15 protein-coding genes, 1 tRNA gene and 1 pseudogene are annotated in these 21,720 nt (G+C 44.6%); 2 read left to right on the top strand and 15 right to left on the bottom strand.

Annotated features, from left to right (window positions below):
* From PHO71_RS06265 to PHO71_RS06210, 12 genes and pseudogenes are all read right to left on the bottom strand, one after another.
* Positions 1-242: pseudogene (locus PHO71_RS06265) on the bottom strand (heavy metal translocating P-type ATPase); the annotation flags it as partial.
* Between the two features lie 138 nt (positions 243-380).
* Positions 381-5,951 (bottom strand): N-6 DNA methylase, encoded by a 5,571-nt coding sequence (locus tag PHO71_RS06260; protein ID WP_300200490.1) that lies wholly within the window; start codon positions 5,949-5,951, stop codon positions 381-383.
* Positions 5,941-6,381 carry a DUF1896 domain-containing protein gene (locus tag PHO71_RS06255; RefSeq protein WP_300200487.1) on the bottom strand — a complete coding sequence of 147 codons (441 nt, stop codon included), beginning with the start codon at positions 6,379-6,381 and terminating at the stop codon, positions 5,941-5,943. The genes PHO71_RS06260 and PHO71_RS06255 overlap by 11 nt, the downstream gene beginning before the upstream one ends.
* 164 nt (positions 6,382-6,545) lie before the next feature.
* Positions 6,546-8,642 carry a type IA DNA topoisomerase gene (locus PHO71_RS06250; RefSeq protein WP_300200484.1) on the bottom strand — a complete coding sequence of 699 codons (2,097 nt, stop codon included), beginning with the start codon at positions 8,640-8,642 and terminating at the stop codon, positions 6,546-6,548.
* Between the two features lie 54 nt (positions 8,643-8,696).
* Positions 8,697-8,897, bottom strand: coding sequence for a hypothetical protein (locus tag PHO71_RS06245; protein ID WP_300200481.1), 201 nt, complete (start codon positions 8,895-8,897; stop codon positions 8,697-8,699).
* 4 nt (positions 8,898-8,901) lie between these two features.
* Positions 8,902-10,530, bottom strand: coding sequence for a DUF4099 domain-containing protein (locus tag PHO71_RS06240; protein ID WP_300200478.1), 1,629 nt, complete (start codon positions 10,528-10,530; stop codon positions 8,902-8,904).
* A 120-nt stretch (positions 10,531-10,650) separates the two neighbouring features.
* Positions 10,651-10,986, bottom strand: a complete 336-nt coding sequence (locus PHO71_RS06235) for a helix-turn-helix domain-containing protein (RefSeq protein WP_300200475.1) — start codon at positions 10,984-10,986, stop codon at positions 10,651-10,653.
* Positions 10,983-11,324: a helix-turn-helix domain-containing protein gene (locus tag PHO71_RS06230; protein ID WP_300200472.1), complete on the bottom strand. Its 342-nt coding sequence runs from the start codon at positions 11,322-11,324 to the stop codon at positions 10,983-10,985. The genes PHO71_RS06235 and PHO71_RS06230 overlap by 4 nt, the downstream gene beginning before the upstream one ends.
* A 263-nt stretch (positions 11,325-11,587) precedes the next feature.
* Complete coding sequence (locus tag PHO71_RS06225) at positions 11,588-12,541, bottom strand: ribose-phosphate pyrophosphokinase (protein ID WP_300200469.1); 954 nt, start codon at positions 12,539-12,541, stop codon at positions 11,588-11,590.
* A 163-nt stretch (positions 12,542-12,704) separates the two neighbouring features.
* Positions 12,705-13,112 (bottom strand): hypothetical protein, encoded by a 408-nt coding sequence (locus tag PHO71_RS06220; protein WP_300200466.1) that lies wholly within the window; start codon positions 13,110-13,112, stop codon positions 12,705-12,707.
* A 5-nt stretch (positions 13,113-13,117) separates the two neighbouring features.
* Positions 13,118-14,350, bottom strand: a complete 1,233-nt coding sequence (locus PHO71_RS06215) for a site-specific integrase (RefSeq protein ID WP_300200463.1) — start codon at positions 14,348-14,350, stop codon at positions 13,118-13,120.
* Positions 14,351-14,649: 299 nt separating this feature from the next.
* A tRNA-Ser gene (locus PHO71_RS06210) sits at positions 14,650-14,734 on the bottom strand.
* Between the two features lie 241 nt (positions 14,735-14,975).
* Here PHO71_RS06210 and pflB point away from each other — a divergent pair.
* Together pflB and pflA are read left to right on the top strand one after the other, a co-directional pair.
* Positions 14,976-17,204, top strand: a complete 2,229-nt coding sequence (pflB, locus tag PHO71_RS06205; protein ID WP_300200460.1) for a formate C-acetyltransferase — start codon at positions 14,976-14,978, stop codon at positions 17,202-17,204.
* A 14-nt stretch (positions 17,205-17,218) separates the two neighbouring features.
* Complete coding sequence (gene pflA, locus PHO71_RS06200) at positions 17,219-17,944, top strand: pyruvate formate-lyase-activating protein (protein WP_300200523.1); 726 nt, start codon at positions 17,219-17,221, stop codon at positions 17,942-17,944.
* Positions 17,945-18,817: 873 nt separating this feature from the next.
* Here pflA and PHO71_RS06195 read toward each other — a convergent pair.
* The 3 genes from PHO71_RS06195 to PHO71_RS06185 form a co-directional block, all read right to left on the bottom strand.
* Entirely contained in the window at positions 18,818-19,711 is an 894-nt protein-coding gene (locus PHO71_RS06195; RefSeq protein ID WP_300200457.1) for a glycerophosphodiester phosphodiesterase family protein, read from the bottom strand.
* Between the two features lie 135 nt (positions 19,712-19,846).
* Entirely contained in the window at positions 19,847-21,133 is a 1,287-nt protein-coding gene (locus PHO71_RS06190; RefSeq protein ID WP_300200454.1) for a hypothetical protein, read from the bottom strand.
* 6 nt (positions 21,134-21,139) lie between these two features.
* The gene (locus tag PHO71_RS06185) at positions 21,140-21,688 is read right to left on the bottom strand and encodes a sigma-70 family RNA polymerase sigma factor (protein ID WP_300200451.1); all 549 of its coding nucleotides are present in this window, start codon (positions 21,686-21,688) and stop codon (positions 21,140-21,142) included.
* Between the last annotated feature and the right edge of the window lie 32 nt (positions 21,689-21,720).

Below are 21,720 nucleotides of genomic sequence, written 5' to 3'. Positions count from 1 at the left end.
AGGATACTTTTCCACGCCTCAATCATTACGGGTAAGCCCACAGGAATATATGCCAAAATATACCATACCAATGAAATATATTCATTTTGGAAGAGTTGAACATTCATGGCATTTATACCGCTTCCAACCAGAATCATCACTAAAGAGAGAAGTGGTCGCCAATACTCCGCAATAATAGACTTCTCGTTTACACAAATTCTATTATCTATATTTATTTCTGCCTTACAATTACACTGTCCCATATATAGTAATATTAAAATTATATCGCAAAAGTAACCATAATGCCCTGCAACTTAGTTGCAAACAGAATGAAGTATACCCCAAAAGCTGAAAATAAAAACTTTTGGGGCACAAGTCATAACTGTAAAGCTACAATCACTTTAGATTTTGAAACCTTTGTTTGTTTCAGTTGTGGGTAGTTTTGGAGGAATAATCATTGCAGGAAATTCATTCTTGTTAGTTGGAGTAGTCGCTCCTTGCTTCTGTTCCATTTTCTCATTACTAAGTGGTAAGAGCGTCAATTGGATTTTCCGTTCCAGAGCCGCCACTTCGGATTTAAGTTGTTTCAACTCATCTTCCTTTTTCCACGTACCACCGACAATTTCACGCAGGGTCGGTAAATCCTTTTCCAATTTAGCGTTCTCGGCTTGAAGTTGCTCAATCTGCTTGGGAATACGCTCCAACGCATTCAGAAAACTTGTTGCTGCCGCCTTGTGGTCGGACATCGCCAACTGACCGTTGTTGTGGCTGTACTTGTATGCTCCCTCAATAAAAAAACGGTTCTGCTTTACCTCCACACCTTCACGGATAGCACTTTCGGTCTTAACCAAAATCGGGAATCCGTATAACTCGCCAATCGGCAAATGCTGACCTCCGGTAGTGGCATTCTTGGCAATCTCCTGCAACTTGGCTCCGACACTTTTCACGTCGGTAGCGGTCAATCCATCCAACCGCACCAAATTACGGTGGTAGCCATCTTCATCGGTCTGTGCCCGTGAAGTAAAAGCGGCATAGTCGGCAGTATGATTGGCGATACGCTCGTTGTTGCTCTCCAATATTTTAGTATGCGACTCCAATTTATGTACCGAGCTGCTTTTGTCCTTGTAAAAGCTCTTTCGCTCACCCTCCAATGCAGCAACCCGCTTGTCTAACCGTGCCTTGTCCAATATATCGGTATTGCCCGAAAGGATAGCCATATATTCGGAAAAGTTCATACCCGATTTTTCATCCATTGCCCCCTCGTCAATGGTACGTGCCCCCATCGCTCCGCTTTTGAGCTGAGAGATAAAGGTCTGTTTGCAGTGCAACAAATTGAATTTGTAGCTATCCAGCGATTTTTCAACCGCATAAATAGTCACATCCACTTTATTGTCGGCATAGAGTTTCGCAATCTCGTTGCCTTTTCTGACCGCACGCCCGTCCCGTTGCGAGAGGTCGGACGGTCGCCAAGGGGTGTCGAGATGATGGATCGCAACCGCCCTTTTCTGTGCGTTTACACCCGTTCCGAGCATACTCGTCGAGCCGAACAATACCCGTACTTTTCCCTCGTTCATCGCCGCAATCACTGCCTTGCGTGCCTTTTCGGTCTTGCACTCCTGAATAAACCGTATCTCGTTTGCCGGAATACCGTAATCTTCAATCAATTTACGTTTAATCTCGCTATACACGCTCCACTGACCGGGTTGATACGTCCCCAAATCCGAGAAAACGAACTGACTTCCCTTCTGGCTGTCATACTTTTTATAATACTCCGCTATCTTGGCGGCACAATGCGATGCTTTGTTGTCGGGATGGTCTTCGTACTTCTCTTTATCAATCATCCGCATATCCAGCGCCATCTTGCGGGCATAATCGGTGGCGATGAGCATTTTTGCTTTCTCTTCCGACTCCGAGAGTTTCCCACGCCCCAATATAGTGGCATCGCCCGTTTGGGCAAACTGCATCAACTTCTCGATAAATTCCGCCTGCTGTGGGGTGGGTGGAATATTGTGCAGTATCTCGTTCTTGTTTGGTCTATCCACGCCCACATCTTCGGCGGTACGGTAGTCGGTAATCTCGTTATAGAATGCCGCCAATTCCGGCACTTTGATAAAGTAGCGAAACCGCTCTTTCTGCACAATGTTGTTCGTTACCGAAAACTCAAAGTCGGTGGTCTTCTTGGCAAAGATGGCTGCCCACGCATCGAAGCAGTTGATATTTTGCCGTTCCAGCTCTTTCGGGCGGAGGTATTTAAAGAGCAGATACAGCTCCGTGAGCGAATTGGAGATAGTTGTTCCCGACAGGAATGTAGCCCCCAAATCCTTGCCTGTCCGCTCCTGAATAGTACGCAGGGCGAACAGCATATTGAGTGCCTTTTGGCTTCCCTCACTATTACCCAACCCCGCCACACGGTCGTGGCGAGTGTTAAAGGTAAGGTTCTTGAACTGGTGGCTCTCATCAACAAATAGGTGGTCGATACCCATTTGCTTAAAATCCACCACGTCATCGGTACGGGAATTTATCTCGTGTTCCACCTTTTCGAGTTTGGCGGTCAGGTTGATTTTTCGTTTTTCCAACCCTTTGAGCATACCCCGTGAAACCTCCTTGCCTTGCGATTTGAGTACCTCCAAATTTTCCTCCACCGAATCCAGCTCTTTCTGTAAAATCTCCTGTTGAATATCGGTCGGCTGGGGTATCTTGCCGAACTGGTCGTGCGACATTATCACACAATCCCAGTTATTGTTCTTGATATTATTAAAGAACTTGACACGATTTTTCGGTTCAAAATCCTTTTCGGTGGCGTAGAGAATTTTAGCATTGGGGTACGCCGTGCGGTAACACTCGGCAATCTCCCCGACGTTGGCTTTCAGCCCGATTATCATCGGTTTATGCGCCAATCCCAGCCGCTTCATTTCTTGTGCCGCAAGGCTCATAATCAGCGTTTTACCCGTCCCGACCTCGTGATCGCAAATGCCACCGCCGTTCTGTTTCAGCATCCATACGCAATCTTTTTGGCTCTGATAAACAGAGCTAATACCGTACTTGCTTTCAAGTGCTTTCAAGTCCAATCCGGGAAATTCTTGGTGCGAGCCGTCGTAGGTTGGACGGACAAAACAGTTGAATTTCCGGTTGTACATATCTGCCAACCGCTGCTGAAACTCCGGCGATTGTTCACGCAACCAGTCGGAAAATCCGTTACGGATTTCATCAATCTTCGAGTTGGCAAGCTGTATCGCTTCGCTGTCCCGTACCTTTATCTCCCTGCCGTCCGCATCCTTGCCTCCGCTTTTGGTAATATCGGGTACGGTATTGACTAAGGCGTGTTTCAATAGGTTGATGCCATCGTATGTGCGGTAATACCCCTGCACGGCATACTGGTCGAGCACTTTGGCATTCTTCGAGCCGCACTTGACCGAATACTCGTCGATACTCTCCGAGTAGGAGATAGAAACATCCGTACCGAACAGGTGCTTGGCGTATGCGGTGTACATTCCCGTCGGAATCCAACGCTCTCCCATGTTAAAATCCAACTCATCGAACGTAATCGGGCGAGGCATCGCCTCCTGCAATGCGGCGAGAGACGCATCTACCTCCGACATTCGTTCGTGCCCCTCGTTGTTATTAGCCCATCGGGAGATCTGTTCCATTTTCTCCACCACATTTCCGGCAACGAAGCGGTCTTTAATCTCGTAGTTGTTCACAAGCGGATTGAAGAATATCCGCCCTTTGAGCTGGTCGAATATCTCTTCCCGGCTACTGTCGCACAGCGACTCCATATAGTCGAACTTTACAACCCCGTAGCGGTTCAACGAAGCCGAAAGAGCCTCCTGCGGGGTATCGACGTGTGTAATCTCGTTAAGTGAGAACGCTACCGGACGGTCGAAAATATCTGCCTTGATAAACTGTCCGTTCTCTGTGCGTTCCAGCGAGAGCATATCACGCCCCGAAGCGTCCATCAACAGGAATTTCACGTTGGCTTTTTCGTTCAAATGCCCGTAGCGTTCTACAAACTGGTCGTAAGTGGCGTTCAGGGCGGCACGCTCCGGCTTGTTCTCTTGGTGCATCGTTGCCTCGTAGGTATAGAGCCGCTCGTAACTGTCCCGCATAGCGATATACAGCTCCGCTTTCTCCTGCTGTGCCTTGTCCAACTTCAGCGGGTGGAACGTAGCTCCGTAACGGGTGATCCCTTTCAGATAGCCTACCTGATTACCGTCCGCCACCATTGCACCCTCTTTGTGGTGCGGCTCTAATTTTTGCATCAACGGGCGGGGTTTCATCAATTCCGCCTCTATCTTCTCTGCCTCTTCCTGCTCCTTGACCTCTTGCTGGTGGCGTTCATAACGGCGGCGGTGCTCTTCCTCAAAACCGTTGGCAACGGGATAAACGGGTTTTTGCGGTTGGTTTTGCACCGTATCGCTCTGCCTGTTTTGTCCGGCAGTGATATTCTCCTGCCGCAGTTGTGCCCTGCGTTCCGCTCCGAGGTTCATCATCGCCTCATAGAATCCGTTGATGGGTGGGTTCTCGTCCCAGTCAATAGCGGCATAGACCGCATCGGGGTCGATGGGTGGTTCGACTACCTTTGCTTCTGCAACAGGTTGGTCGAACAGCGTCCGGGAAACCGGAGCGGAGCGTTTACCCTGTTTGGCGGTCGGTTTTTTCTTCAACCCCCGTTGTGCCAGTTGCCGTTCCTCTTGCGAGAGGTTGAACAGGTCGTATAAATCCATCACGGGAGGGGTGATTTCCGGCTTCTCTTCTTTTTTCGCCGGTTCTTGTTGCACGACAACGGGAGGTGCTACTTGCTCTCTCTGCGGTGGCTTTATACCTTTATATAAATCCACATTGAGCCTTTGGGAAAAATCAGTAGAAAGAATTTGCCGCATATCTTGTGCAATACCCGACAATCCACCGTCGTGTAGATAGACCATTGCGGGCTTGCCGTAAGGGTCGGTATCTAACTTCTCCTGTGTGCGGACAATCTGCTGTGGGTGGTGCTGGAAATAATTGCTTGTGGTAATCCCCGAAGCATCGGGGGTACTATTGGCAAATAGCTTGTCCGTTTCGCTAATCCCTTGCTTGTTCTCATTCTTTTGCAGGATGATAAGGTCGCTACCCACTTCGGTGTTGGCACTATCCACAAAGAGATTGTTCGGCAGACGGATAGCCGACACGAGGTCGGCACGTTTGAGCATCTCCATACGGATTGCCCCCTCACGGGCATTCATCACCCCTTGAGAGGTGATAAAGGCAACGATACCACCGTCACGCACCGCATCCAGTCCTTTCAGGAAAAAATAGTTGTGAATGGTTTTAGAGGCGGTACGGCGTGGGTAGTCGGCAGCCCCCGTAAATTCGGGGTCGAACACCGCTACATCGCCAAAGGGAATATTGGACGTTGCCACATCAAAGTAGTTCGTAAACGGTTTTTCAATTCGCTCAAACCCTTCGCCTCTCACTTTATGCTGTGGATAGAGATGCGAGAGTAGCTTGCCGGTAAGTAAATCCTTATCAAACGCCATAACCTCCGCCTGCGGAGCGTGCTGCCCGAAAGCGGAGATAAACACCCCTTGCCCTGCCGACGGGTCGAGCAGTCGAGCAGGGGTAATGCCATTTGCGTGGAGCGTATCGGCAAGTGCCGACACGATTTCTGGGGGAGTATAGAACGCTGTGAGTACGGAACTTTTCAAGCTGTCGAAGTAGCGTTTGTACTCTTTCTCATCGGCAGAGTGTTCACGGATAAGCCTGTGTAACTCCGCTGTCATCGGGAACAACTCACGGTCTGATTTTGCCCATTGTACGGAATCCATCAAATCGGCGGCAGGATTCAAGATGCACTTCAACCCTCCGAAACCGCAGTAACGGCTAAGTATCTCCCGTTCTTCGGGAGTAGCCGCCCTACGCTCTTTTTCCAATGTGAATACCGTCCGTATCGCCTCGATGTTGTCCCGCAGTTTCGCTTTACGGTTAAACGCCATACGCTTCGAGGTAGATTACAACGGCTCCCGTGAGTTCGGTGTAGAGCCGACTATATCCGGAAGTGTAGGCAAAATCATCCGAAAGGGAATAGCGGGAAAAGACTTCTTCGAGTGCCGGAAGCAGTTTCTGGGCGAGTGCCGGAGCGTTGCCCGGATCAACCTCCTTTTCAAACTCATTCCAAAGCACTTCGATAACCGTGTTGTACTTCGAGAAGTGTAGCCCCTCGGTAAGTGCCGCCATTGCCAACTCTTGTGCACCTTCAGGCGTGTAGCCCTCTAATCGGGACTGCTCATAAATGTCTGCGGCATGGTCGGAACGGGTGTTGATGAAATCGGTATCGGTCGCCCGGTCGGGGTGGTTCTCTTTGAGCTGTTTTAGTAGATAGAGCGCATAATAAGATAGCTCTATCGCTTGATTTTTATCGTTCATATTACTGTGGATTTTAGTGGATTGTTATACGTGAGAAATGAATAGATGCGAAAAGGCACTCGACGTCCCCGTCGAGTGCCACCACTAAAATCCAGTAAAATCAGTATCAACTATATAATAGTATGAATGACCGAAAACTGAGATTTCAGTGGTAAAGGTACGCATTATTTCTTTTTTCGCTTGCTGTTGCCGCCTTTTTTCACGTCGGGGAACACGAACACGGTGTTGAAATCGGCATCAAAGGTTATCGAGGCACTGAACGCCTTGCCAGCCTTGCTGTTAAATCCCTTGATAACTCCCGTTTCCCCTTTGGTCAGCAGTTCGGTAATATCAGAGTTGGTGAGCGTTTTCCCCGCTTTTTGCCGGAATACGGGCAACGCACAATCGGGATTGGAACAGCGTACCACCTTGCCGTAGAACTGCATTGCACCCTTGCCGCACTTGGGGCATTGGCACTCCGTATCCTTGTGCGAAAACAGTTTGTCGCAGGTCAGCAGTTCGGAGGTAATTTGCGAGGCGTACACTTCAATTCCCTTACGGAACGTTTCGGCACTCATCCCGCCATTCTCAATTTTGGCAAGTGCCGTTTCCCATTCGCCTGTCATTGCCACGTCCGCAATACGCATCGCCTTGACGACCGAATAGATGGAAAGCCCCTTTTCAGTCGGTACGAGGGATTTCTTCTGCCGCACCATGTATTCACGTTTGAAAAGGGTTTCGATGATGGATGCTCGTGTGGCGGGAGTGCCGATACCGCACTCTTTGAGCGACAGGCGGAGTTCCTCGTCCTCCACCTCCTTGCCGCAGGTCTGCATTGCCGAAAGCAACGATGCTTCGGTATGCAGCGGCTTGGGCTTGGTTTTCCCTTCCGTAAGGGAACAACCTCTGACGGGGAGCTTATCTCCCTCGTTCCACACGGGCAATGTAACCTCTTGGTCGTCTTCCGGCTCACGGTAGACCGCACGCCATCCGGCTTGCTTGACAACCGCCCCTTTGATGGTAAACTCCACACCGCCGCACGTTGCCCGGACGGTGGTTACATCTTTGATGCACTTCTCGGAAAAGGCTTCGAGCATACGCCCCACAATCATATCGTAGATGATGCGGTCGTCCGTGTCGAGGTTCTTGGGCTTCATTCCCGTGATAAGCAGTGCATGGTGGTCGGTAATCTTCGTGTCGTCCACGCTGCGGCGTGTCGGGCTGCCCATAATGGCAACATAGCTTCCCCACGTCGGGCAGTTTTTGAGTGTTGCCAGTAATGCGGGTACTTCGGCAAACACATCCTCCGAAATATAACGGCTACCCGTTCTTGGATAGGTGATTAGTTTCGCTTCGTAGAGTTTTTGGGCGAGGGAAAGCGTCTGCTCTGCCGAAAATCCGTGCTTCGTATTCGCCTCCTTTTGGAGCGTGGTAAGGTCATACAGGAGCGGAGCTTCCTGTACCGCCTCTTTGCACTCCATACGGGTAACGGCGAACGTTTCACACCCTTTGACCGCCCCGTATGCGGTTTCTGCGGTCGGTTTCTCCTTCCATTTTTCGACTGACGAGAGCTTGACGATTTCGCCATCCGCCACGCCGTCCGTCGATAGGTGGAGTTGGAATACAGGTTCGGGAACAAACCGTTTGTTCTCCCAAAAGCGTTCGCACACCATCGCCAGCGTTGGTGTCTGTACACGCCCCAGCGAGTAAGTGCCACGCCCTGCGGCAACGGTAATGGCTTGGGTGGCATTGATACCCACGAGCCAGTCCGCTTCCGAGCGTGCTTTGGCGGCATAATAGAGTTTGTCATACTCCGCACCACATTTAAGCTGTTCCAGCCCCTCACGGATAGCCTTGTCGGTAAGAGAACTGATCCAAAGGCGGTCGAACGGCGTGGTACAGCCGATATATTCATACAAATACCTGAATATCAACTCACCCTCGCGTCCTGCATCGGTGGCGACGATAATCCGGTCGCTCTCTTTGAATAGCTTGGCGATGATTTTGATTTGTGCCACTACGCCGCTATCGGGCTTGTAGCCTTTATCTGTTTTCTCTTGTCGGGGGACAAGGGTAAAGACCGGAGGAATAATCGGCAGGTTGTCCCGATGGAAGCCCTCGATGCCATACCCATCGGGCAGGGCTGGCATGACCAGATGCCCGAAAGCCCACGTTACATTGTACCCGTTACCCGTGAGGTAACCTTCCTGTCTTTGTGTCGCACCCACGATACGGGCGATTTCCCTCGCCACGCTGGGTTTTTCTGCAAGAATTGTTTTCATACTGAATTACTTTTTTTGGATTTTAGTGGTGTGGGGCTACTGCCCCGATTGTTATTATTGAATTGTCTTTTGTTTCTCTTTTTCTAAGTGAGCGATTCGTTTGCGGTCGTAATAAATATGATTGCCGTTCTCGTCGTAGTAGGCTGTATCGTCATCTTCGGAAGCCGGATACCGTTTAGCCAGATACAAATAGAGCGTAACAACCAGAATATTGAGCAGTAGCAGCACGGCTGCTAAAATGATAAGTGCCGCCATAGCCTTACAATTTAGGTCTGTTTTGCCTGCGTTGCTGCTGCGTCGGCTCTGTCTGCCCCTGTTTAAGCGGTTCGCCCACATGCTTGGTCGCCTCGTTGGTCTTGCCGTGTGTATTGACCGCTACTTGTGTGCGGCTTTCGGCGGCGGGGGCAACCTCCTGTTTGTGTGCCGTATCGGGGTTTGTTTTGTAATAGAGGGGTTTACCCGCCTCGTGATTGTATTTTACAAAGGAGGTATAGGGTTCACCCTTTCCGTCCCGCCTCATGTCCTTAACCAAAATCGCCTTGCCTGTTGCGAACTCCTTTTGCTGGTCGGGTGTCAGCTCTACGCCGCCTAAAGTCTTTGGGGCGCGGATATTGCCCTTACCGTCCGTCCACTTGTGATTATACACCTTTGGTTTCTTTTCCCCGTCCGCTTGGTCGGGTTGATTGGCGGGCTTCTCCTTTTGTCCGTTTTGCTGCCTGCGGTTCTGTCCGCTTTGCTTGGGTACGAACTCCACACCCCGATAGTCGGCATTGACTTGCAGGGTGGTGGTAAACTTCTTTCCGCTGGCAAATTCAACCTCCTTTTTCACGCCCCGACCTGCACGCAACTCATCCGTCTCCTGCTTGGAGAGTTCCGTTACTCCGATCTTTCCGGTGATATGGACATCTTTCACGGCGATGGATTCTATCTGGTTGGTCAGGCGATCCCGGCTGATGTACGAGGGGATAATCTCGCCTGTTTCCTTATCTACCAGATCCACCACACGCCCCATATTGCCCGTCTTTTTGAGTGCCTCCTTGTCCGCGTCGGTAAAGGTGTGCCCCATAAACTCCTGTTCGAGGTTCGGTTCTTTGCGGACAAAGTGCGGAACGGGTTGCACGTTACCATCCTGTCCCATGCGGAGCGAAATACGGGCATCCAGTTCGTAGATGACACCGCCCATCGCCACAGATACAGGTATCAGTGGAGATTTGCCGTAGTTCAGTACGCTTTTCAGCCCCTTTTCACCCAGCTTATCACGGGTGACGCCCCATTTCTCGCCCAACTCCTGCCAGTCGATGCTGTTTTCGTCAATGGGTTTGTAAGGCTGTTTTTTCTCTTTCGCCTGCTCTTGTGCGGATTGCCCGTCTGGTGTCTGCTCCTGCCCATCTTCCTGTTTCTGTGCCTGTTCTTGTTTTCCAAACTCTTTCTCGTCGGGGAACCAATGATCTTCGACCGCTTGCCAAAAGGGGTCGAGATCGTTGAGCTCATTGGACTCATTGGGGGTAGGTTTAACCTCTTCAGATGCAGTTTGTGCCTGTTGCTCGTACTTCTGTGTATCCACACGGTGAGAGGCGAGCAAGTCCTTGTTGGCTTCGGGGTCTTTGAGCAAATCTTTCAGCACGTCGATCACGTGCTCCACTTGGTCTGCCGCCACCCGGTAGAAGCCGAAGCGGTGCGGCTCTTTGGTCTGGCGGTAGAAGTTCTTGAAAAAACTCTCCAACATATCGTCGTGTTTGTTGAAGAGCATAAAATCGCCCTTGTTCTCCGCTTTGGGCGGACTTAGTTTCGGATTGCCGTCTTTGCCTAATCCGGCAACGACACCGATTTCCCCTGTCTTCTCGTCCCGGACGATAAGCACATCTTTTTCGTTCTTTTTCTGTTCCATTGAATTTAATTTTAAGTGAAAAATCCATTGATAGCCTGCGAATGTAACAGCTTTGATATACAGCACAATGGAGTGTAGGTCAAGTGGCAGTGTTTGGCTTTCGCATGGCACTGGTTGGCGTTACGTCCGTTTTTTCTTCGCCCGTTTTTTCTGTTCAAAATCGGTGAAATGAGTCTTTAGAAACTCCATCACGTCGGACTCCTTATAATAGATTTTGCCAAACAGCATTTGGTATCTCAACGTGCCGGAACTGCGGTAACGCTGTACCGAACGCTTGCTCGAATGGAGCATCTGGCACACGTCCTGATTATCCAGCAGCCGTTCCCCGTCGAGGTAATGCACCTCTTTGAGTTCCTTGCCCGTGAGGGAGCAAATCAACTGCTCGTTCCGGTCGAAACGCTCCATGATTTTCCGCATCCAACCCTCGAAGGTGTTAATATCCAACGGCTCGTTCATCGGGAAAAAGATTTATGGGTTAGCCAATAACCTTTTCTGAACTCGTCCAATGTTTGCGGGTTGCAACTCACAACACGTTGAGCGATACATTCTTCTATATCCGAGAACCGATACAGGCATTTATTTCGCATCATGCTATAAGGGATCATACGTTCCTTACGCATACGTTGAATTGTCCGTGTACTGATTTTCAGAAGATCTGCCAGCTCTTCACTGGTGAGCCACATTTCCGGTTCCTCGGCATAGGTGCTCTCTTTTTTGAATACATAGTCGGCAATACGTTCGATTTTGTTTGCCAAATCCTGATAGACCTGATGGTCGAAAGTTATGATTTCCATACTCTTGCACATTTAATGATGGTGCAAAATTGGAGAGATAATACAAGGCGGTTTCACAGGTAGGTAGCCACCTGTGGAAGATTTTTTAATAAGCAAAATAGGTATATAACAAAGGCCTATACTCCTATAACCGTGAGTAACTAAACAAAAAAGGTTTGGGTACGGAGTGCATTATTCCATACCCAAACCTCTATATCAAAAAAACAATTCAGGACAATATAAGTCCTATTCGTAAATGCCCAAACAAAAAGAGACGCTCTGTCTTAATCCATAGAATGAACAGTTCTACCAAGAAATATTCCGATCACTGATTTCGCACCCAAGTCCAGCAGTTTCCGCCGAAGCTGCCTGTAACTCTCCCCACTGGTCAGCACGTCATCAAATAAAATAACATCCATCCCCTCAACATCCCTTTTCTTGATTTTCAAGTTCGATACCACATCCTTATGTGATATTCCCTTCATCTCTTCCCGTTCCTGCTCGATCCAGATTGTTTGAAATCCATCACGAATATTCAGCCATTTCGATAAATGATAACAAAGAACGGGAAACCTCTTCCGTTGTCGTTCTCGTGTCGAAGCCGGAATAGGAATAAGTATCGTTTGGGCAGGTGAATCGTTATATAAAATATTCTTCATACAGAGAGAAATAATCTTCGCTACCAACATACCGCAATGCCCACCTTCCTTGAAACGAAAAATCAAATTGCTGATACGCTTTTGGTGAACATCCACATTCTTTATACGTGTAGGATAGTAGTCATGTACATAATGACAAGTACTTCCGTCTATCTCGCAACATCCCGTAAAAACCGTGTCATAAGGATAAAATTCCGTTTCCACCCCGCAGTCATAAGAAAACACTAAAATATCCTTATACATATTCAATCTTTCGAGGCTTTCCGCTCGTCCGAGCCACCCTGCCGATCCGCCAGTTTTCATGAGTCCGACACCGATTTCAAGTTGTTTATTAAATGATTGATGAGAAATGATATACCAGTCATAATCCTTACAAAGTTCAGCAAAGTCACTCCAATTCTCCGATAAGAAATAGAACAGTCCGCCTTCTTTCAATACGATAACAAATTCGCCCGACGGTTGTCGGTTCAGACAGAAGAGTTCCTCAAAACTCTGTAATTCATATCCAAAAGGCACTTTATACCCGTCTATCACCATACCCGAATCATATTCGATCAGCATATCAAAAGCCTCAACCATAAGCACTATATTTCATTCATTTAGCATACATATTGCGAATATAGCCCCTTATCTTCCGGAGATAAACATAAGTCGTCGCTTTTTAGCTTCTTTTACCACATAAAAACAGCAAGGGGCAATTGTCGTAATTGATGATTGCCCCTTGTTATTCAATCCTTCACTTTTAATTCTTCATTCCGTTATTACACATCTGAATAAAGAAAGCCCTTTGTTTTTGGTTATTGGGAGTAGATAATTGCCTCGCCACCCATTGACGAAACAATTGGCATTTATACCCTTTCATCCTAAATCCTAACGCGATAGCCGCCTCCAGATTAAAAAGGTCGTTACTACATTCTTGCCCTTTCTTATTTGTATAACGTATCGTTTTCATGTGTCTATACTCTTTCAAATCACCGGATTTCAGCATAACCCGGATATTGGCAGACACCGCAGCGTAAAACACTTCAAATATCTGTGCTATTTCCGCTTTTGACAACCATACATTGTCATCCTCTCCGGCTTCTATATTCACGATAAGATCTTCGCCCGAAGAACCGATCTCTATTTCAAACTTGCCCCATTTTGTCATATTCATTATAAATTAAATGCAACATTATCAATATCTCCCAATTTATCCTCTAACAATGACATATCTTTTCGTATCTTCTCATTGGTAATGCGAGCATAAATCTGTGTCGTTTCTATGTTCGTATGTCCCAACATTTTCGAGACCGTTTCGATGGGTACACCTTTCGATAAAGTCGTTGTTGTGGCGAACGTATGGCGTGCAAGGTGGAAGGTTATATTTTTATTAATTCCGCACAAATCCCCGATCTCTTTTAAGTAAGAATTTAACTTTTGATTGCTCAAAACTGGCAACAATTCTCCTTTGGGTAACTGCCCCTCATACTTTTTCAGTATCGCCAGTGGAATTTTCAGCAGTGGCACATTCACCGGAGTGTCCGTTTTCTGCCGATGCTTCATAATCCACAATTTACCATCAAACGAAGTACAAATCTCACTTGCTTTCAAATCCTTTACATCCACATACGACAAGCCCGTATAGCAAGAAAACAGAAAAACGTCCCGCACCTGTTCCAGTCGTTTTGTTGGAAATTTCTTCTTCATTATCTTTTGCAGCTCCGCATCCGTCAGATACCCTCTATCCACACGTTTCAATCGAATCTTATAATTTGCAAACGGATCGGTAAAAATCCACCCATTATTTTTAGCGATAATCACAATCATTCGGAATGTTTGCATGAATTTCGCCGTCGTGTTCTCATTGCACTTACTTACAGAGCGGAGATACGTTTCAAAATCAGTAATAAACATATGATTGATTTCCTTTAGTGCAATATCACTCAATTTATACTGATACATGATAAATTCCTCCATCCTCCGATAGCATCGGTCATACTTCGCCAACGTAGCAGGTGTCTTGCTGATACCTACTAATTTTCTCGCGTCGTCATTCTGTTTTTTGAATAATTCGAGGAGGGTGCGTTGCTTTGTCTCAATACCCAAAAATGCGTTACGCACTTTTTCCGCCGTAACATACGATTCTCTCTTTTCGATTTCATAATAATGATTTCTTAGAGAAGTCTGCATATTATCCAACAATCCATTCAGTTGTCTTGCCTTCATACTGTTTCCGGCAACCCTGCCAGTCCGCACGTCCCACATATCCGGTTCAGTGTCCAGTTTGGAACTGAATTGTGAAACCTCTCCGTTTACTGTCAAACGGATCATAATACCTGCTTTCCCTTCCTTGTTCAAATAGTTTTTTCTCAGATAGAAGAGAATCTTAAATGTACTCATGCTCATAATGCTGTTTTTTTTGTTCCTATTTAGCCTGTAACGATTACTGGCTGCAAAGGAATGATTAATAATTCAGTTATGAGCGGACGTTTTACGGACAACGAACGACAAATCAGAGACTTACATATAAAATCGTTACAGAAGAGATACCCAGAATTCCTGTAACGAATCTGTAACGGCACTCTGTCTTTTCTTGGCTTTTTAGTGGCTTTTCGTTGTCCGGGCATGGACATAAAAAAAGTTCGTAAAACCTTGATTTTACGAACTTTGTCTGCGTTTGACTCTTGTTTGTCCTTGAGTCTCAGCGGAGAGACAGGGATTCGAACCCCGGGTACCTCGCAGTACAACGGTTTTCAAGACCGCCGCAATCGACCACTCTGCCACCTCTCCAAAACTTCTTTATCAGATGTGCCTTTCGTTAAAGGCGGTGCAAAGGTACAAATCATTTTTTAATTCGCAAGAATTATCGAATATTTTTTGGAAAACTATTTTCCAAAGAATCCCTATTTATAGGTATTTTGTGTTGAAAAGCATAAAACGAAGTATATTTATGCCGAATATATGAAAAATCATTGTAACTTTGTGCGCTCTAAAGAAAGGATAACTAAAAACCTCTAATTTTTATCATTTTATGGAATTAAACAATATCTTTAAAGATGGTCTTTGGAGCAGCGAAATCAACGTAAGAGATTTCGTATGTCACAATATTACTCCGTACTACGGAGATGCTTCTTTTTTAGAAGGTCCTACTGAACGTACAAAAGCTGTATGGAGCCACTGTATAGAAGCATTGGCAGAAGAAATAGCAAACAATGGAATCCGTTCTCTGGACAATGTAACCGTATCCACCATTACTTCTCATAAAGCCGGATATATCGATAAAGAAAACGAACTTATCGTTGGCTTGCAAACAGACGAGCTTCTTAGACGTGCTATCAAGCCGTTCGGAGGTATTAATGTTGTCAGCAAAGCTTGCCACGAGAACGGTGTAGAAGTAGACGACCGTGTCAAAGAAATATTTACTCACTACCGCAAAACACATAACGACGGAGTATTCGATGTATATACTGAAGAAATCCGTTCTTTCCGTTCTCTTGGTTTCCTTACCGGACTTCCTGATAACTATGCACGCGGTCGTATCATTGGTGATTACCGCCGTTTAGCTCTTTACGGTATTGATCGACTTATTAAAGCTAAGCAAGACGACTTACATCATCTGACTGGTCCGATGACTGAATCTCGCATTCGTCTTCGTGAAGAGGTTGCCGAGCAAATCAAGGCACTGAAAGACATGAAGGTAATGGGTGAATATTACGGACTCGATCTGAGCCGCCCCGCTTACACAGCACAAGAAGCTGTACAATGGGTATATATGGCATATTTGGCAGCGGTAAAAGAACAAGACGGTGCTGCGATGTCACTTGGTAATGTATCTTCTTTCCTTGATATATATCTTGAATATGAATTGAGTAAAGGAACAATTACAGAATCTTTCGCACAGGAACTAATCGATCAATTTGTTATTAAGTTACGTATGGTACGTCATCTGCGTATGCAATCGTATAACGACATCTTTGCCGGTGATCCAACTTGGGTAACTGAATCTTTGGGTGGACGTCTTAATGATGGACGTACAAAAGTTACAAAAACTTCTTTCCGTTTCTTGCAGACACTGTACAACCTCGGCCCTTCACCGGAACCGAACTTAACAGTCCTTTGGAGTCCCGAACTTCCGGAAGGTTTCAAAGAATTCTGTGCTAAAGTTTCTATCGACACATCATCCATCCAATACGAAAACGACGACTTGATGCGCGAAGTACGCCAATCTGATGATTACGGAATTGCTTGCTGTGTTTCTTATCAGGAGATCGGTAAACAAATTCAATTCTTCGGAGCACGTTGCAATTTAGCTAAAGCTTTATTACTCGCTATCAATGGCGGACGTTGCGAAAACACCGGAACATTAATGGTAAAAGATATTCCGGTACTGACCAATGACGTGCTGAATTTCGAAGAAGTAATGAGCAATTATAAGAAAGTACTGAAAGAGATTGCACGCGTATATAATGAAGCGATGAATATCATCCATTATATGCACGATAAGTACTATTATGAAAAAGCTCAAATGGCATTTATCGATACAAACCCGCATATCAATTTAGCATATGGTGTAGCAGGACTTTCCATAGCACTCGACTCATTGTCGGCAATCAAGTATGCAAAAGTAACTGCACGCCGTAATGATATTGGTCTGACAGAAGGTTTCGACATCAATGGAGAATTCCCTTGCTTCGGCAATGACAATGATAAGGTAGATCATTTAGGTGTAGATTTGGTATACTTCTTTAGCGAAGAATTAAAGAAATTACCTATCTACAAAAATGCTCGTCCTACCCTGTCACTGCTAACCATCACCTCGAATGTGATGTATGGAAAGAAAACCGGTGCTACTCCTGACGGACGCGCTAAAGGTGTTGCCTTTGCCCCGGGTGCTAATCCAATGCACGGACGTGATAAGAACGGTGCGATTGCATCTCTAAGCTCTGTAGCAAAACTTCGTTACCGCGACTCTCAAGATGGTATTAGCAACACTTTCTCTATTATCCCCAAATCACTGGGTGCAACTTCGGAGGATCAAGTAGAAAATCTGGTAACAATGATGGACGGGTACTTCACCAAAGGTGCTCACCACCTGAACGTGAACGTACTGAATCGTGAAATGCTATATGATGCCATGGAGCATCCTGAAAAATATCCGCAGCTGACAATTCGTGTTTCCGGTTATGCCGTAAATTTCGTAAAACTGAGCCACGAACACCAATTGGAAGTTATTAGTCGTAGCTTCCACGAACGTATGTAATCTAGAATTTTATGATGATAAACGTACATTCATACGAAAGTATGGGAACATTCGACGGGCCGGGATTACGGCTCGTCGTTTTTCTTCAAGGATGTAATTTCCACTGTCTGTATTGTGCAAACCCTGATACAATAGCAGGCAAAGGAGGTACTCCCACTCCGCCAGAAGAGATTATCCGTATGGCTATGAGCCAAAAACCTTTCTTTGGAAAACGTGGAGGAGTGACCTTTTCAGGAGGGGAACCCACATTTCAGGCAAAAGCACTAATGCCTCTGGTTCATGATCTGAAAGAGAAAGGTATTCATGTTTGTCTTGACAGCAACGGAGGTCTTTGGAATAAAGATGTAGAAGAACTATTCAAACTTACCGATCTGGTATTGCTAGATATAAAAGAGTTCAATCCAACACGGCATCAATCACTAACGGGAAGAAGTAATGAGCAGACTCTTCATACTGCTACTTGGCTAGAAGCCAATGAAAAACCTTTTTGGTTAAGATATGTATTAGTCCCAGGCTACAGTGATTTTGAGGAAGATATCCGTCATTTGGGGCAATCATTAGGGAAATACAAAATGATTCAGCGAGTTGAAATTCTTCCCTATCATACATTGGGCGTGCACAAATACGAAGCTATGGGACAAGAGTATTTATTGAATACAGTAAAAGAAAATACTCCTGATCAACTTGAAAAAGCAGCAGATATATTTAAAGAATATTTCACCAACGTAGTAGTAAATTAGAGAAATAAAGAGTGAAGAGTGAACATTATGCATAAAATATATATAACAAGTGCTCTTCCTCTTTCTCGTTATTGTTTATTTAATCAATAGAAAGTTTTCAGGAATTCAATTATACTAACATTAAAGCTATATCTATAAATTACTTTATTCATTTTCAACATGAGATTTATTACCTTTATTTTATATATTCTTTTTGCTTTTCAATAAAAGAATCCTCATCGCAAACAATCAATCGAATCCATATTCTTCAGCCTTGTTATATCCAATATTTACTTTCTATTTAATCAATTCAATTAATATCCTCCCTCCGCATAAGTTTCACAACTCTTTACCAGAATTATCAAATAAATCATATTGATTATAAAAACAGATCCTCATAAGCACTAACTTACAAATTCTTATATAAATTTCTAAATGATATAAAAACACGACTTTACAACCAAGAAAACACAACTTATATAATAGTTATTGAGTATAAAAAAGAGAGACCGTTTACCTAATTACTAAGCAACGATCTCTCACACAAATTAACAGGTCGGGGGAGTCCATATATATTGTTTCACTATAGTAGTTCTAAAAAGTGTCATCTTACTAACACATTGCAAATGTGAGAATAAAAATCGACATAAGCAATATTATTTGCAAATTTTATTTCAAAAAAGCCAACCTAAAATACTCATACACTATTAATAAACGAAAAGAAGTAAAATTATAACAGATAACTTTAAATATTATTTATAAGGCACATAATGAATACTCAATATGCACGTCATTTATTAAACAAAAAGAGGATGCTCCAAAGCATCCTCAACCAAAGTTATTATCAATTTACAATTCTCTTTAATTGCATATAGCATTTAATTTATTACTTTCCTAACGTTTCTTACGAGTTTGCAAATACTCCAATAAATATGCAGTACGATCAGTCTGAATAATAGTTGCTCCTAGTTCATCAATTAAATATCCATATCCTTTATCGGGATCTTCGAGTGACATATCATCATCATGTCCTCCTGCCATAGTATCCCAAAGTGTATTATACCAAATTTTACTCTTACCCTCCAGTAGCCTCTTCACCTGTTTGGGAACCTGATTTGTATCCGATTTAAACAAAAGTTCGAAAGCTACCGGAGAGATTTCTTTCATGAAATCTTCTATTTGCCTTAAAGCATCGGGACTATCTAAATTAACAATCGGCATATAAATAATACTATTGAGATATTTACCCAAATCCTTTTTTACTTCTGCAACAGGCTTAGAGCCTTTCATAATAATCTGATCAACTGTTCCCGTTTTTTCAAGTATAGGAAAGATTTCATCAAATATAGGATAAGCTTTATCCAAATTCACCATCACACGACCTTTGGCTGTAAGTAATGCCTCTTCCAAGGTAGGAATACGATGTTTTGTTCGCAGCGAAGCCCCATTTTTTAGAAAAAGAGTATGAATAGAATCCAGTGTCCATTCTGAAATCTTACCTTTTCCTGTAGTTGTTCTATCCAACGTATTATCATGCATTAAAATCAACTTTCCATCTTTTGTCTTTTGAATATCTAATTCCACCACATCGGCCCCCAAACGAATGGAACTTTCAATGGCAGCAATCGAATTTTCGGGAGCATAACGCCAATCTGCCCGGTGGGCTACTATAGTAACTTCTTCGTTGGCTGGATTTACAATTTTCTTACGAATAGCCTTCACAGGCTCATCTGCCAACAAACAAACGGAAAGCAATAATGCTACTCCTACTAATAAATTTCTTTTCATAATTGTAGTTCTATCTTAGACTTTATAACAAAGGTATGCCGCGAGAGGGCATAAACTGATGACAATATTATGAATATTTTCTCAAATATCCGACTATTTCCACAAAAATATTTCTGATTATAACCTGATTAATGATTAATATGTCAAACGGATACCGGCTTGCATATTGAAATTAAACGGATTCTCTTTACGTATCGTCTGTATGTTTGAACCGTCGTCAAAGAAATAAGAAACGCCAGGCTCTACATATATACCTACACGCTTCGTCGCATTTACCTGAACACCAACTCCACCGGACACAGAGAATTGTAATGGATTTACAGTTTCCTTTTCAGACCCCAGCTTACCATATACACACTTTTCTACCATACCTCCACCGGTCACGTAAAGTGTAAAAAATCTCTTTTCCAGGAAGTTCCAATTGGCACGTAATGGGATACCAAGATAATGCAACTTCTGTTCTATATTACGTTCACTATCTCCCAATTTCGCATCAGAAGAAAGCAATGTATAAGTTAATCCAGTCTCAAGAGAAAATCCTTTGCTTAGACTCTTACGAACAGATAATCCAAAAGAAATAGGCTGGTGATGCTTAATATCAACGATATCATTTGCCTTACGTAAATAAGGTACTCCTTGTTCAAACACAAGTGTCTGGTCATTAGGAATCGCCAACAAACCATTAGAAACGGACAACATACTTACACGGGACATATAATGTGAAGCTCCTGAACCGATTTCAGCAGAAGCACCTCCCGCATTACCGACAGACAATCCCATAGACCATGTCCCTTTTTTTACAGATGTGTTTCCTATAGGAATATGTAGTTTATCCTTTCCTGAAGGACGACGTGGTTTGTTTTTATTCGTTTGCTTTTCCTGAATGGTGTTGGTCTGCTTTTCTTGAGTATCATTTACTTCTTCTGGCTGTTTCGTCGTTTCATCTTTCAAATCATTTTTTGATACCACAGCCGGAAGTTCACTATTTTCAGCTTTTGCGAACCGTTTATCTCCTGTTCCTTGTTTTGCAATGTTCGTTTTCGGTTCTCTCTTGTTAGTTTCGGTTTTTGCCAAATGATCTTTAGTTATAGGACGTAATACCGGATCTATCATTGCTCCCTTTATGTTGGGTTGATTAACTCCCGGCAAAGCATCCGGCAAAGAAGCCAATGTGGGAGTTTGTATATGTCGTATTTCATCAGCCGTAGGAGTTCCCAGAAAATAAAGGCTCACCGACGAAACGACAGCCAGCAAAATAACAGCTGCGGCAGCCATTATCCATCTACGATAAGGATATATCTTCTTTTCCACAGGAGAAATAAGTTCCTTTTCCAGTTGTTCCCAACCGGAAGTAGGAGTCGGCTCAGAATAATCTGCCAGCTTCTCTTTCAACTTACTCATCCACAATTCTTTCTCTTCCATCTCTGTCTATCCGTTATTCATTAACCATTCTTTTACCTTTTTAGCCAACACATTCTTTGCGCGAAATAGTTGGGAAGCTGATGATTTCTCATTAATACCTAATAACTGTGCAATTTCTTTATGTGATTTATCTTCGAATGTATAAAGATTGAACACAGTACGATATCCGGCGGGTAATTCTTTGACGAATTGTATTAGTACACTTTGCGGAATCAATTCAACAGCCGAGGCTTCCGGTTCTTCATAAACTTCCGGTACTTCCTCCAAAGTTGCCGATTGATTGATTACATCATTCTTGCGAAGGTATTGCAAAACTGTATTAACCATAACTCTCTCCATCCACGCTCGTAAGGAACCTTCACCCCGCCAGGTGAATTTATCAAAAGAATCGAATATTTTCAGAAAGCCATCATGAAGCAGATCCTGAGCTGTATCCCGATCACCCGCATAGCGTAGGCAGACACCAAGCATACGCCCCGCATACTGCTCATACAGTTCTTTGCGGGCTTGGTTATTGCCTTGCCTACATTGTTCTGACAACTCAAATTCTTCCATTCGCTTATACACGTGTTTATTTAAAAATGCAA

Source organism: Bacteroides sp., assembly GCF_028690125.1.
Lineage (GTDB): Bacteria > Bacteroidota > Bacteroidia > Bacteroidales > Bacteroidaceae > Bacteroides.
Note: the sequence above shows the minus strand (reverse complement) of the source record. Positions and strands in the feature narration are given on the sequence as shown.

Bases quoted from the DNA above. Each gene is read 5' to 3' on its own strand.
- PHO71_RS06225 (WP_300200469.1), bottom strand. From the start codon at position 12,541: ATGGTTGAGGCTTTTGATATGCTGATCGAATATGATTCGGGTATGGTG.
- PHO71_RS06220 (WP_300200466.1), bottom strand. From the start codon at position 13,112: ATGACAAAATGGGGCAAGTTTGAAATAGAGATCGGTTCTTCGGGCGAA.
- PHO71_RS06240 (WP_300200478.1), bottom strand. From the start codon at position 10,530: ATGGAACAGAAAAAGAACGAAAAAGATGTGCTTATCGTCCGGGACGAG.
- pflA (WP_300200523.1), top strand. From the start codon at position 17,219: ATGATAAACGTACATTCATACGAAAGTATGGGAACATTCGACGGGCCG.
- PHO71_RS06250 (WP_300200484.1), bottom strand. From the start codon at position 8,642: ATGAAAACAATTCTTGCAGAAAAACCCAGCGTGGCGAGGGAAATCGCC.
- PHO71_RS06260 (WP_300200490.1), bottom strand. From the start codon at position 5,951: ATGGCGTTTAACCGTAAAGCGAAACTGCGGGACAACATCGAGGCGATA.
- PHO71_RS06215 (WP_300200463.1), bottom strand. From the start codon at position 14,350: ATGAGCATGAGTACATTTAAGATTCTCTTCTATCTGAGAAAAAACTAT.
- PHO71_RS06230 (WP_300200472.1), bottom strand. From the start codon at position 11,324: ATGGAAATCATAACTTTCGACCATCAGGTCTATCAGGATTTGGCAAAC.
- PHO71_RS06245 (WP_300200481.1), bottom strand. From the start codon at position 8,897: ATGGCGGCACTTATCATTTTAGCAGCCGTGCTGCTACTGCTCAATATT.
- PHO71_RS06235 (WP_300200475.1), bottom strand. From the start codon at position 10,986: ATGAACGAGCCGTTGGATATTAACACCTTCGAGGGTTGGATGCGGAAA.
- pflB (WP_300200460.1), top strand. From the start codon at position 14,976: ATGGAATTAAACAATATCTTTAAAGATGGTCTTTGGAGCAGCGAAATC.
- PHO71_RS06190 (WP_300200454.1), bottom strand. From the start codon at position 21,133: ATGGAAGAGAAAGAATTGTGGATGAGTAAGTTGAAAGAGAAGCTGGCA.
- PHO71_RS06195 (WP_300200457.1), bottom strand. From the start codon at position 19,711: ATGAAAAGAAATTTATTAGTAGGAGTAGCATTATTGCTTTCCGTTTGT.
- PHO71_RS06255 (WP_300200487.1), bottom strand. From the start codon at position 6,381: ATGAACGATAAAAATCAAGCGATAGAGCTATCTTATTATGCGCTCTAT.
- PHO71_RS06185 (WP_300200451.1), bottom strand. From the start codon at position 21,688: ATGGAAGAATTTGAGTTGTCAGAACAATGTAGGCAAGGCAATAACCAA.